Origin of the sequence: Streptomyces sp. V4I2, from assembly GCF_030817655.1 — a bacterium.
In the GTDB taxonomy this organism is placed as follows: domain Bacteria; phylum Actinomycetota; class Actinomycetes; order Streptomycetales; family Streptomycetaceae; genus Streptomyces; species Streptomyces plumbiresistens.
In genome coordinates, this window is sequence record NZ_JAUSZM010000003.1 from 8,840,201 (window position 1) to 8,852,672 (window position 12,472).

Annotated in this window: 10 protein-coding genes and 1 pseudogene; 10 read left to right on the forward strand and 1 reads right to left on the reverse strand. The window is 71.0% G+C overall.

Annotated elements, in window-relative coordinates:
* Positions 1-244 precede the first annotated feature (244 nt).
* Genes QFZ76_RS41360 through QFZ76_RS41395 form a run of 8 tightly spaced genes read left to right on the forward strand, consistent with a single transcriptional unit; the run spans position 245 to position 9,019 of the window.
* Positions 245-1,546, forward strand: coding sequence for an extracellular solute-binding protein (locus QFZ76_RS41360; protein WP_307678475.1), 1,302 nt, complete (start codon positions 245-247; stop codon positions 1,544-1,546).
* 7 nt (positions 1,547-1,553) lie between these two features.
* On the forward strand, positions 1,554-2,471 hold the full coding sequence (locus tag QFZ76_RS41365) for a carbohydrate ABC transporter permease (RefSeq protein ID WP_307678476.1): 918 nt from the start codon (positions 1,554-1,556) through the stop codon (positions 2,469-2,471).
* Complete coding sequence (locus tag QFZ76_RS41370) at positions 2,468-3,349, forward strand: carbohydrate ABC transporter permease (RefSeq protein ID WP_307678477.1); 882 nt, start codon at positions 2,468-2,470, stop codon at positions 3,347-3,349. The genes QFZ76_RS41365 and QFZ76_RS41370 overlap by 4 nt, the downstream gene beginning before the upstream one ends.
* 5 nt (positions 3,350-3,354) lie before the next feature.
* On the forward strand, positions 3,355-4,746 hold the full coding sequence (locus QFZ76_RS41375; protein ID WP_307678478.1) for a carboxylesterase family protein: 1,392 nt from the start codon (positions 3,355-3,357) through the stop codon (positions 4,744-4,746).
* Positions 4,740-5,885: an ROK family transcriptional regulator gene (locus QFZ76_RS41380; protein WP_307678479.1), complete on the forward strand. Its 1,146-nt coding sequence runs from the start codon at positions 4,740-4,742 to the stop codon at positions 5,883-5,885. The genes QFZ76_RS41375 and QFZ76_RS41380 overlap by 7 nt, the downstream gene beginning before the upstream one ends.
* Positions 5,886-5,937: 52 nt before the next feature.
* Complete coding sequence (locus QFZ76_RS41385) at positions 5,938-7,464, forward strand: GMC oxidoreductase (RefSeq protein WP_307678480.1); 1,527 nt, start codon at positions 5,938-5,940, stop codon at positions 7,462-7,464.
* Between the two features lie 14 nt (positions 7,465-7,478).
* On the forward strand, positions 7,479-8,090 hold the full coding sequence (locus QFZ76_RS41390; protein ID WP_307678481.1) for a nucleoside deaminase: 612 nt from the start codon (positions 7,479-7,481) through the stop codon (positions 8,088-8,090).
* Positions 8,087-9,019 (forward strand): sugar phosphate isomerase/epimerase, encoded by a 933-nt coding sequence (locus QFZ76_RS41395; RefSeq protein ID WP_307678482.1) that lies wholly within the window; start codon positions 8,087-8,089, stop codon positions 9,017-9,019. Before QFZ76_RS41390 ends, QFZ76_RS41395 begins: the two co-directional genes overlap by 4 nt.
* A 77-nt stretch (positions 9,020-9,096) precedes the next feature.
* Here QFZ76_RS41395 and QFZ76_RS41400 read toward each other — a convergent pair.
* Positions 9,097-9,299, reverse strand: a pseudogene (locus tag QFZ76_RS41400) (MFS transporter); the annotation flags it as partial.
* Positions 9,300-9,414: 115 nt separating this feature from the next.
* On the opposite strand from QFZ76_RS41400, the gene QFZ76_RS41405 reads away from it, so the two are divergent.
* Both QFZ76_RS41405 and QFZ76_RS41410 read left to right on the forward strand, forming a co-directional pair.
* On the forward strand, positions 9,415-11,466 hold the full coding sequence (locus QFZ76_RS41405) for a phosphocholine-specific phospholipase C (RefSeq protein WP_307678483.1): 2,052 nt from the start codon (positions 9,415-9,417) through the stop codon (positions 11,464-11,466).
* A 64-nt stretch (positions 11,467-11,530) separates the two neighbouring features.
* Positions 11,531-12,352, forward strand: a complete 822-nt coding sequence (locus QFZ76_RS41410) for a phospholipid scramblase-related protein (RefSeq protein ID WP_307678484.1) — start codon at positions 11,531-11,533, stop codon at positions 12,350-12,352.
* Positions 12,353-12,472 lie beyond the last annotated feature (120 nt).

Below are 12,472 nucleotides of genomic sequence, written 5' to 3' on the forward strand. Positions count from 1 at the left end.
GAGACGGGCGGCGTTTCCGCCGATCTCGCGGCCCGCCTGGCCGACGCTGGTGAGGGAGATCGGGCCGAGCGCGTCCCGCCGACCGGGCACATCACCCCGAAGCCACCCATACCGATTTCGCTACAAGTTCCGAAATTATTCGTGACGGCCCCGTGCATGTGGCCGAAATGCATCGCTCATAGCTTCGCTCCTGGGTCCGTCGGACCGAAAACGCTACTTCCCCCTGAAATCCCAGGAGCCCAAGGTGCCCAACCTCTCCAGACGCGGTGCCCTGAAGCTGACCGCCGGTATGGCCGTCCTCGGCACCCTCGGCCTGACGGGCTGCGGGCGCGAGGACGACACCGCCGCCGCGAAAGCCTCCGCCAAGCCGATCGACGACTCCCCGGCCACCGGCACCGTCACCGTCTGGGCCGCCCAGGGCGACGCCGACGTGCTCGAGAAGGTCATCGAGCCCTTCAAGGCCGCGAACCCGGACGTCACCGTGAAGGTCACGCTGATCCCGAACGCCGAGTACTACACCAAGCTCCAGTCGGCCGTCGCGGCGGGCAAGGGGCCCGACGTCGCCCAGTTCTTCCCCGAGTCGCAGGCGCAGTTCCTCGACCCGTCGATCCTGCGGCCCGTGCCGGACGGCCTCGTCGACCCGGACGGCTTCTTCAAGAGCCTGTGGGACGCGGGCGTGGTCGACGACGTGGCCTACACCGTGCCCTGGTACGCCTACACGTACGCCCTCGTCTACCGCGCCGACCTGGCCAAGAAGGCAGGGGTCGAGGCGCCGGCCACGTGGGAGGAGATGGTGCCGTTCTTCAAGGCCCTCCAGGGCGCCGGTGCCAAGCGCGGCCTGGGTGCCGACAACGGGTGGGACATCTTCAACGGCCAGGACGTCGCGATGTACGCCTGGCAGGCCGGCGGCTCGCTGCTCTCCTCCGACGGGACCTGGACACTCGACACGCCGGCGATGGTCGACGCGCTGAAGTACAACGCGTCGTTCTTCACCTCGGGCATCGCGGACACGGCCACGCCCACGTTCCTCGACGCCCAGCCGTACTTCGTCAGCGGCAAGACCGCCACGATGATCACCGGGCCGTGGGTGATCGGGCAGCTCGACACCGCCGCGAAGAAGAAGGGCTGGACATCCTCCCATGTGGCCACCGCACCCCTGCCGGCCGGGTCCTCGGGCAACGTCTCCTTCTCCGCCGGCGGCAGCTGGGGCGTCCTCGCGGGCGGCGGCGACGCGGACGCGTCGTGGAAGCTCGTCCGGTACATGGCGAAGCCGAGCACCCAGGTCGCCCAGTACCAGGCGTACAGCTCGCTGCCGGCGGTCATCTCGGCCTGGGAGGACCCCGCCATCAAGGGCCAGCCGCTGCTCGACGCCTTCCTCACGCAGCTGAAGAACACCCGGACCTTCCCGCAGGTCACCACCTGGCAGCAGGTCGCGACCCGGATCGGCAAGGAGACTGAAGCCGTGGTCAAGGGCACGTCGACCGCCGAGAAGGCCGCCGCGACCATCCAGTCGTACGCCGAAAGCCTCGGCACGGGCGCGAAGTGAGCCGCCCATGACCACCACCACGCCCGTTGCGGGCACTCGGCAGCGCGCCCGGCGGCGCACCCGTCATACGGCCGTCGCCTGGCTGTTCCTCACACCGTTCGCCCTCGTGTTCCTGCTCTACACGGCCGTCCCCACCGTCGCCGCGCTCGGCTTCAGCTTCACCGACCTGCGGGGCACGGACCTCAGGCACCCGCTCGCGGTCGACTTCACCGGCCTGGACAACTTCGTCCGGCTGTTCCAGGACGACAGCTTCCTGCGCGACATCCTGAACACCGCCCTGTTCGTGGCCGTCGGCGTGCCGCTGACCATGCTGATCGGCTTCGGGCTGGCCGTCGCGCTGAACTCCGGCATCCGCCGGCTGCGCGGCACCTTCCGGACGCTCTTCTTCGCGCCGGTCGTCACCAACGTGGTGGCGGTCGCCCTGATCTGGCAGTACGCCTTCTACGCCGACGGCACCGTCAACAAGGCGCTCGGCGCCGTCGGCCTCGCCGGACCGAACTGGCTGGACGACCCGGACCTCGCCATGCCCGTGGTCATCCTGCTCGGCGTGTGGCGCAACTTCGGCACCGCGATGGTGCTGTTCCTCGCCGGGCTGCAGGCCGTCCCGGACGACGTGTACGAGGCGGCCTCCCTCGACGGGGCGGGAAAGCGGCGGCAGTTGTGGCACATCACCCTGCCGCTGCTGCTGCCGACCACCCTGATGGTGTCCGTGCTGCTGACCGTGTTCTACCTCCAGGTCTTCGACGAGCCGTACCTGCTCACGGACGGCGGCCCGCTCGGCTCCACCGAGTCCGTGGCGCTGTACACCTACCACCAGTTCGGGGCCGGCGAGTTCGGGATGTCCTCGGCCGCGTCCTTCGTGATGCTCGTCCTGGTGGCCGTGGTGAGTCTTGTCCAGTTCCGACTGCTGAGGCCCCGCGCATGACCGCTCTCACCGCGTTGCGGAACGCCGCGACCACCACCGACCGCCTCGCCGCGCCCCGCCGGTCCGTCGCCCGGCCGCTGCTCTACGCCGCGCTGGTGCTGTGCGCGCTGCTCACGACGCTCCCGTTCTTCTGGGTGGTCAGCGGCTCGTTGCGCAGCCTCGACGAGATCCGCTCCGACCCCGGCGCCTGGCTCCCGCAGCAGGTCACCTTCGACAACTTCCTGCGACTGTTCAGAACGGAGGGTTTCGGCCAGTTCGTGGTCAACAGCGTCGTGGTCGCGGTCATCGTGGTGGCGGGCAACATCGTCGCGGCGTCGGCCGCCGGGTACGCCCTCGCCAAGCTCGACTTCGCGGGCAGACGGATCGCGTTCGGCGCGGTCATGGCGGCGATGATGGTGCCGTTCACCGCGGTGTTCGTCACCCAGTTCGTGATCACCGTCGACCTCGGCCTGGCGGACACCCTCACCGGTATCGCCCTGCCCGGCGTGGCGATGCCGCTGTCCGTCTTCATCATGCGGCAGTACGCGGCGTCGATCCCCGACGAACTCCTCGAAGCGGCCCGGATCGACGGCGCGGGCGAGTTCCGGATCTTCTTCCGGATCTTTCTTCCGCTGGCGGGCCCCGCCGTCGCGACGATCACGATCATGTCGTTCCTCGCCTCGTGGAACAACTTCATCTGGCCGCTCATCGTCGCCCAGAGCATGTCCACCTACACGCTGCCGGTGGGCCTCGCCGCCACCAGCCAGGCGGCCGCCCACGTCACGGACTACGGCCTGCTGCTCGCCGGTGCGATCGTCGTGATGCTGCCGGTGCTGCTGCTCTTCCTGTTCCTGCAGCGCTACTTCGTGCAGGGGATCTCCGGAACGGGAATGCGGTGACCGAGATGAACCCCCTCGACGCACCCGGAGAGCCGGACGCCGTGCTCGCTCCCGCCGGCACGATCGTCGGCCGGCGCGACGGCCGGACACGACGCTTCCTCGGCATCCCCTTCGCCCAACCGCCCACGGGCACACGGCGGTTCGCCGCACCGGTCCCACGCGGCCGGTTCCGCCAGCCGTACGACGCGTCCCGGCACGGCGCCACCTCCCAGCGCGTGCCCCTGTTCGCCACGACCACCGTGCCGGAACCGTCGGTCCCGGGCGACGACGTGCTGAACCTCGGCGTCGTCGCCCCGGCCGCGGACGACGACCGCGGGCCCTTCCCGGTCCTGGTGTGGATCCACGGCGGCGCGTTCCTCGCGGGGAGCCCGGCCAGCCCGTGGTACGACGGCCGCGCCTTCGCCCGCGACGGCGTCGTCTGCGTCACCGTCGGCTACCGTCTCGGCGTCGACGGCTTCGCCGTACTGGACGGCGTCCCCACCAACCTCGGCCTGCGGGACCTGCTGCTCGCCCTCGACTGGGTGCGGGAGAACATCGCAGCCTTCGGCGGAGACCCGGACCGGGTCACCGTCGCCGGCCAGTCGGCCGGGGGAGCGGCGGTCCTCGCGCTGCTCTCCTCACCCGCCCGCGACGGCCGCTTCCACCGCGCGGTCAGTCTGTCCGGCGGCTTCTTCGAGGCGGGCGCCGTACCTGACTTCCTGGACGAACTCGGGGACAGGCTCGGCGTTTCCGCAACCCGCGCCGGGTTCGGCGGCCGTCCCGTGGAGGAGCTCCAGCGGGCTGTGCTCGACCTGCGGGACGAGAGGGGCGGCGACGGCATGCTCGTACTCGCCCCGTTCGTCGGCGACGACATCCTGCCGGTGCCGGTCGCCGACGGACTCGCCGCGCACGGGCACGACATACCGCTGCTGCTCGGGGCGACGGGGGACGAGTTCGACAGCGGCGCCGATTCGTCCGACGAAGGCCGCCTCGCCGGAACCCGCCTCACCGACACCCTGTTCCGCGCCGCCTGCCCGCGCGCCGCGGCCGCCCGTCGCGACGCCGCCGCCGGCACCTGGCTGTACTCCTTCGAGTGGCCCTCGCCCGTGCTCGGCGGCGCCGCGCACTGCGTCGACATCCCGTACTTCTTCGACGTCCTCGACGCCGCGGGAGTCGCCCAGGCACTGGGCCCGAACCCGCCCCGGGAACTGGCCACGTCGATGCACGCCGACCTGACCGCGTTCGTCCACGACCGGGACCCGGCCTGGACGAGAGCGACCGGGGCCATCGGCGATCCGGCGCGCGAGTACGGCCGGCCCGGCGCGGCGCTCGTCGCCGACACCACGGGCGGGTTCGATCCCGTCGTACGGCCGGAGTCAGGGTCACCGTCGGGGTCCGAGGCGGCAGGGGCATGCTGATGTCAGGGATGAACCAGAGCGCCGTCCGACGCGTCAACACCTCGGTCATCCTGCGTGCCCTGGCGGTGTCCGCCGGACCGACGACGCTGACCGCGCTCGCCGAGCAGGCCGGTCTGTCCCGCCGCACCATCGAGCTCATCCTGGACTCGCTCGTCGAGGCCGGCTGGGTGGCGGAACTGGACCGGGTGCCGGTCAGCGGTTCCGCCGGGCGCCCCGCCCGACGCTACGAACTGCGCGCCGAACACGCCCTGTTGGCGGCCGTGTGCATCACCACCTCCGATGCGACCGCGGTCGTCGCCGACGTACGCGGCCGCATCCTCGGCCGGGCGCACGGGCCGCTGCGCGCCTACCAGGACCCGCAGGTCACCCTCGACGACGCGGCGGCACTGGTCCTCAAGGCGCTCGACGACGCGGGTGGATCGGCGGACCGGCTGCGCGCCGGGGCGGTCGCGAGCGGCGGCGCGATCGACGACGAGGGAGTGGTACGGCGCCTGGTGCACACGACCCGCTGGGAAGGCGTGCACCTGCCCGAGGAACTCGGCCGGCGCATCCCGATGCCCTGGTTCGCGGACAACGACACCAACCTCGGTGCGCTCGCGGAGCGTTGGCGGGGCGTGGCCGACGACCACGACAACGTCGTCTGGGCGATCCTCGGCAACCGCACCGGTCTCGGCATCCTCATCCGGGGCGCCGTGCACCGCGGCCTCGACGGCGCGGCGGGCGAGATCGTCGAGGCGCGGTCGATACCGACGGCCTCGGTCGAGAACCACCCGGTGGCCTGGCTGAGCTCACCGGAACCCGCCCAACGGGCCGTCGCCCTCGCCCGCTGCGAGGCCGCCCGGGCGGGCGAGCCGGCCGCGCTCGCGGAGGTCGACGAGTTCGTGGAGAACATCGCGTCGATCCTCACCATCCTGTCCTGGACGGTCGCGCCCTCGCTCATCGTGCTCGGCGGCGGTCTGGAGGACGCGGCCGACGTGCTGCTGCCCCGGGTGCGGGAGGCGATGCTCGACGCCCGCGCCCCCGAGACAGAGCTGCGGGCCACTCGCCTGGGCCGCGACGCGGCCCTCGTCGGCGCCGTCAAGCTGGCCCTCGACCGCATGGACACCCAGCTGTTCGGCCCGCTCGTCCCGCGCGCGTGACCCCAACCCCCCACGCATCCCGCACCCGTGGCACAACACATGGAGTCTCAACTTGACCGACACCCCCCGCACCGACGTCCTCATCGTGGGCAGCGGCATCATGGGATCCGTCGTGGCCCGGCAGCTGCGCGAGGGCGACCCGGCGCTGCACATCACGATGGTGGACGGCGGCAGCGCGATCGGCGAGGCCCCCGGACTGCACCTGCACGACCTCGACGACCCGGACCTGTGGGCGCGCTACAACGAACAGGTCGCCACCGGCATCCAGGGCATGTACACCGGCGCCGAGGTGGTGCGCGAGGTCGCGGGCGACCTCATCGACCTGACGCCCGGCATGTTCCACGCCCTGGCCTTCGGCGAGGACGCCGAGGCGATGCCCGCGACGGCGCTCGCGTGGAACGCGGGCGGCATGGGCGTCCACTGGACCGCCGCCACGCCCTGGCCCGCCGGTCACGAGGTGTTCGACTTCGGCGATCCGGCCCGCTGGGCGGCGGATCTCGACACCGCACACCGGATCCTCGCCGTCACCCCCGCCGCGATCGGCCCGACCGAGGTCGGCCGCACGGTGCTCGACGTCCTGCGCCGACGCTTCCACGGCGTGGGGCCGCACGACCGGGGGCCGCAGCCGATGCCCATGGCCGTCACCCCGACGCCGTCGGGCCCCATGCCCCGCACGGCTCCGGGGACGATCTTCCCCGCGCTCGCGACCGGCGGCGACCCGGCCTTCACTCTGGTGACCGGCACGCTCGCGACCTCGCTCCTGGTCTCGGACCACCGTGTCACCGGCGCCCGGCTGCGCCGCGTCGCCGACGGCGCCGAGTCCGAACTCCTCGCCGACACCGTGGTGGTGTGCGCCGACGCGCTGCGCACCCCGCAACTGCTGTTTGCCTCGGGCATACGGCCCCACGCGCTGGGCCGTCACCTCAACGAGCACGCCTTCGTCACCGCCCGGGTCCTGCTCGACCTCGACCGCTTCGGCATCGACCGCGACGCCCTGCCCCTGCCACGCCCCGGCGAGTTCAGCACGGACTCGCTGTGGCTGCCGCAGAACGGGACGGCCCAGCCGTTCCACGGTCAGATCATGGACCGCACCTACGTGGACGAGACCGGCCGGCCCCTCGCCCACTCCGTGGGCCTCTCCCTGTACGTCCCCGTCGAGTCGCGCCCCGAGAACCGGCTCGTGTTCTCCGAGACCGGGACCGATCTCGCCGGGATGCCCCGGATCACCGTCGACTTCGGCTACTCCGACGCGGACCGCGCCCTGATCGGCCGGGCACTGGACGACGTACGGTCGCTGGCCGAGGAGTTCGGCCCCTTCGACCCCGCGACCGAGAGCGCCCTGCTCCCGCCCGGCTCGTCGCTGCACCAGACCGGCACCGTCCGCTGCGGCACCGCCGACGACGGCACCAGCGTGTGCGACCCGGACGGCAGGGTGTGGGGCTACGACAACCTGTACCTCGCCGGCAACGGCGTGATCCCCACCGCGATGGCCGCCAACGTCACCCTGACCGGCACGGTGACCGCCGTCCGGGCCGCCCGTGCCGTAGCCGTACGAAACACCGCGCTCGCCGCCCACTGACAGGAACCCTGATCATGATCGACATCGCCAAGCGGTACCAGGTGGCCCTGCCGGCCTGGATCGACGACGAACTGGCCGACGTGCCCGCCGCCGTCCCCGACCGCGACGACCGCATGCGCCTCGTGCACCGCCTCGCCGACCGCAACTGGCGCGAGGGCAACGGCGGCCCGTTCGCGGCCCTCGTCGCCGAGCGGACCACCGGCCGGATCGTCTCGGTCGGCGTGAACGTCGTCCTAGCCTCCGGCATCTCCAGCGCCCACGCCGAGGTCGTCGCGCTCGGCCTCGCCCAGACGGCGACCGGCGGCTGGGACCTCGGCGGCGACGGACTGCCCGCGCACGAACTGGTCGTCAACTGGCGTCCCTGCATCCAGTGTTACGGCGCCACCCTGTGGTCCGGCGTGCGCGGACTCGTGGTCGCCGGTGAGGGCCCGGAACTGGAGGAGATCACCACCTTCGACGAGGGCCCGCTCGGCGCCGACTGGGCCGGACAGTTCGAGGCACGCGGCATCGAGGTCGTGCAGGACGTGCTCCGGGACGAGGCACTCACCGTGTTCCGCGACTACCGCAAGGCCGTCGACTCCGCCGACGGCATCGTCGTCTACAACGCCCGCGGAGGTGCCGAATGACGCCCCGCTTCGCCACCGACATCATCACCTTCTACCACCCGGACTTCTGGGGGCTCGAGTCAGCTGACGCCGTGCGGGGCTGGGCCGCGGCGAACCCGGAGCGTTTCTGGGAGCGGGTCATGCACGCCCTGGTCGACGCCGGAGTCACCGGCATCGAGCTGACCTTCGCCCCCGGCGACATCGACTCCACCTTGCGGGCCTTCGGCAGCGCGACCGCGTTCCGCGACGAGCTCGCGAGCCGGGACCTGTCCGTCGTGAGCGCCTTCATCGCCGGCAGCGACGCCCCCGACTGGCGCCACGGCGAGAACCTGCCCGCGATCCTCGCCGACGCCGAACGCCGCGCGGCCTTCCTCGCCGACGTCGGGGCGGACCTCCTCGTCACCGGCCTGCCCATGCGGACGACGTACGGGACCCGCCCGCCCTTCTTCGTCGACGCCGCCTACATGACCCGCATGGCCGACATCGCGCACGCGGTCGGCGAGGCGGTGGCCCGGCACGGTGTGCGGCTCGCCTTCCACACGGAGTCCAACAGCACCCTCTGGTACGAGCGCGACATCGACCTGTTCATGGCCCTCACCGACCCGCGCTACGTGTGGCTGTGCCCCGACTCCTGCCACATCGCCCTCGGCGGAGGAGACCCCGTCGCCGTCGCCCGCCGCCACACCCCGCGCATCGCGCTGGCGCACTGGAAGGACGCGGTCAGGCCGATCGACGTCGACCTCACCATCGACGACACGGTCTTCGCCCAGCAGCAGCCCTACATGACCGCACTGGGCACGGGCATCGTGGACTGGCAGGGCTGGGCCGACGCGATGTCCCGTACGCCCGGCGCCGGAACGGTACTCGTCGAACTGGACGAGGCGGCCGACCCCGTGGCCGCGCTGCGGGCGGGCAAGGCCGTGGCGCAGCGGTGGGCCTCAGCGCCGTAGCTCCGTGTGGGCCGTCTCCGGCAGGCGCAGATACATGGGTGGCAGCAGCCTGCTCGTCGGACTGACACCCACGTACCAGTGACCGTCAGCGCGGCGCGCCGCCCCTGCCGGTCCGCGATCGCTCCCATCAACAGCCCGCCGACCGGCCCCCCACGGAGGCGGCGAGGAGCTGGCGTACGGGCCGCTTCGGCGGGGTGGACAGTGAGGTGTGGGTGTCCGTCATGATCGCGGACCTGCCCTCACTCCGGCCCCGAGCACCCCACGTACCGACGACTTTCACATGAGCGCCATCACACCCTTCCCTGACGTTCGGTGCTCCTGGAACACTCCTTTCGCGCGCATTCCGTCACCATCCGGCCGGTCGAACAACTTTCCAGGCGAGAGGTCCCTCAGCCATGTCCGAAGTCAACCGGCGCAGATTCCTCCAACTCGCGGGTGCCACCACGGCCTTCTCCGCGCTCTCGGCCAGCATCGAGCGCGCCGCCGCCCTGCCCGCCAACCACCGAACGGGGTCGATCGAGGACGTCGAGCACATCGTCGTCCTGATGCAGGAGAACCGTTCCTTCGATCACTACTTCGGCAGGCTGAGGGGTGTCCGCGGCTTCGGCGACCCGCGTACGGTCGCGCTCGACAACGGCAGGTCGGTATGGCACCAGTCGGACGGCACCAAGGAGGTGCTGCCCTTCCACCCGGACGCCGACGACCTCGGCCTGCAGTTCCTGGAAGGCCTGCCGCACGGCTGGACCGACGGGCAGGCCGCCTACAACGGGGGCAAGTACGACACGTGGGTGCCCGCCAAGGGCACCACGACCATGGCGTACCTGGACCGTGAGGACATCCCCTTCCACTACGCGCTCGCCGACACCTTCACCGTCTGCGACGCCTACCACTGCTCGTTCATCGGCTCGACCGACCCGAACCGCTACTACATGTGGTCGGGCTACACGGGCAACGACGGTCAGGGCGGCGGCCCGGTCCTCGGCAACGACGAGCTGGGTTACGGCTGGACGACCTACCCGGAGCGGCTGGAGAAGGCCGGGATCTCCTGGAAGATCTACCAGGACACCGGCGACGGCCTCGACGCGAAGGGCAGCTGGGGCTGGATCGAGGACGCCTACCGCGGCAACTACGGCGACAACTCGCTGCTCTACTTCAACACCTACCGGGGCGCCGAGCCCGGCGACCCGCTGTACGACAAGGCCCGCACCGGCACCGACGTCAAGAACGGCGACGGCTACTTCGACCGGCTGAAGGCGGACGTCAAGGCCGACCGGCTGCCGCAGATCTCCTGGATCGCCGCCCCCGAGGCCTTCTCCGAGCACTCCAACTGGCCCTCGAACTACGGCGCCTGGTACATCTCGCAGGTCCTGGACGCGCTCACCTCCAACCCGGCGGTGTGGGCGAAGACGGCCCTGTTCATCACGTACGACGAGAACGACGGCTTCTTCGACCACGTGGTGCCGCCGCTGCCGCCGGCGTCCGCCGCGCAGGGCAAGTCCACGGTCGACGTCTCCCTCGACGTCTACCCCGGTGACAGCAAGCGCCCGGCCGGCCCCTACGGCCTCGGCCCGCGCGTGCCGATGCTGGTCGTCTCGCCGTGGAGCAAGGGCGGTTACGTCTGCTCCGAGACCCTCGACCACACCTCGATCCTCCGGTTCATGGAGCGCCGCTTCGGCGTCCGCGAGCCGAACATCTCGCCCTGGCGGCGCGCGGTCTGCGGCGACCTGACGTCCGCGTTCGACTTCTCCCGCAAGGACACCAGGTCGGCCGCGCTGCCGGACACCGACGGCTACGAGCCGCCGGACCGCGAACGGCACCCCGACTACAGCCCGACGCCCCCCGCGGACCCGGACATGCCCGTTCAGGAGCGCGGCCTGCGCCCGGCCCGCCCGCTGAAGTACGCCCCGCTCGTGTCCGGTTCGGCGGACGTGAGGGCCGGCACGTACACGCTCACCTTCGCCTCGGGGGCGAAGGCGGGTGCCGCCTTCCACGTCACCTCCGGCAACCGCACCGACGGCCCGTGGACGTACACCACCGAAGCCGGCAAGAGCATCGCCGACACCTGGAACTCGGCGTACTCGAACGGCTCCTACGACCTTGCCGTGCACGGCCCGAACGGCTTCCTGCGCGTCTTCAAGGGCCCGGACAAGACCGCGGGACCCGAGGTCACCGCCCGCCACACCGGCGACGACGTCGAGCTGACCTTCACCAACAAGGGTTCGGGCACGGCCCGGTTGAAGGTCACCAGCGGATACGGCGACCGGGCCAGGACCTTCACCGTGCGCGCCGGAGCCACCGTGAGGCACACCTTCGACCTGACGGCGAGCAGGCGCTGGTACGACCTGACCGTCACGTCCGAGGCGGATCCGGCGTTTCTGCGAAGGTGCGCGGGACATGTGGAGAACGGGCGTCCGGGGGTGAGCGACCCGGCCGTCATGACTGGGTAAAGCCTTCCCGAGGGTAAAGATCCGGTCTGGTCAGGGACCGGGATGCTCGGGATAGTGTGCCTCGGTGACCACGCAATCGAACACACCTGCAGGCTGGTACCCGGATCCGCACGGAGCGGCCCAGACGCTCCGTTACTGGGACGGCGCGCAGTGGACCGAGCACACGAACCCGAACCAGCAGGCCCAGGCGGCGCCGCAGATGCCGCAGCAGCCGGCCGGCCCGGACCAGCGCGTCCAGCATCAGGTGCAGCAGCAGGCCGGGGTCGCGGCGGGCGGCCCCGGCGGCGGCAGCCTGTTCAGCGAGCCCGTCCTGGTGGTGAACCAGAAGGCCAAGCTGATCGAGCTGACCAACGAGTACACGGTCATGGACCAGAACGGCAACCAGCTTGGCTCGGTCGTCCAGGTCGGGCAGAGCGCGCTGAAGAAGATCCTTCGCTTCGTCGCCAGCATCGACCAGTTCATGACGCACAAGCTGGAGATCCGCGACGCCTACGGACAGCCCGTGCTGCTGCTGACGCGGCCGCGGAAGTTCATGAAGTCGCGGGTGCTCGTGGCGCGGCCGGACGGTCAGCCGGTCGGCGAGATCGTCCAGCAGAACATGATCGGCAAGATCAACTTCGCGATGAATGTGAACGGCCAACAGGTCGGCGCGATCAAGGCGGAGAACTGGCGGGCGTGGAACTTCGCGATCGTCGACCACACCGACAAGGAGGTCGCCCGGATCACCAAGACCTGGGAGGGCCTCGCCAAGACGATGTTCACCACCGCGGACAACTACGTCCTGCAGATCCACTACCAGCTGCCCGAGCCGCTGCTGAGCCTGGTCGTGGCAACGGCGCTGACCGTCGACACGGCGCTCAAGCAGGACTCGCGGGGACTCGGCTGAGCCCCGTGACGGAGACCCCTGTCACAGCGGCCCCCGTCACAGGGGCCCTCGTCATAGGGGTGGTAGCTGCTCGCCAAGGAGTGCGTACGAGGTCGAATTAGCTCGATCGTGTGATGGTCG

Bases quoted from the DNA above. Each gene is read 5' to 3' on its own strand.
- QFZ76_RS41365 (WP_307678476.1), top strand. From the start codon at position 1,554: ATGACCACCACCACGCCCGTTGCGGGCACTCGGCAGCGCGCCCGGCGG.
- QFZ76_RS41370 (WP_307678477.1), top strand. From the start codon at position 2,468: ATGACCGCTCTCACCGCGTTGCGGAACGCCGCGACCACCACCGACCGC.
- QFZ76_RS41375 (WP_307678478.1), top strand. From the start codon at position 3,355: ATGAACCCCCTCGACGCACCCGGAGAGCCGGACGCCGTGCTCGCTCCC.
- QFZ76_RS41380 (WP_307678479.1), top strand. From the start codon at position 4,740: ATGCTGATGTCAGGGATGAACCAGAGCGCCGTCCGACGCGTCAACACC.
- QFZ76_RS41390 (WP_307678481.1), top strand. From the start codon at position 7,479: ATGATCGACATCGCCAAGCGGTACCAGGTGGCCCTGCCGGCCTGGATC.
- QFZ76_RS41395 (WP_307678482.1), top strand. From the start codon at position 8,087: ATGACGCCCCGCTTCGCCACCGACATCATCACCTTCTACCACCCGGAC.
- QFZ76_RS41405 (WP_307678483.1), top strand. From the start codon at position 9,415: ATGTCCGAAGTCAACCGGCGCAGATTCCTCCAACTCGCGGGTGCCACC.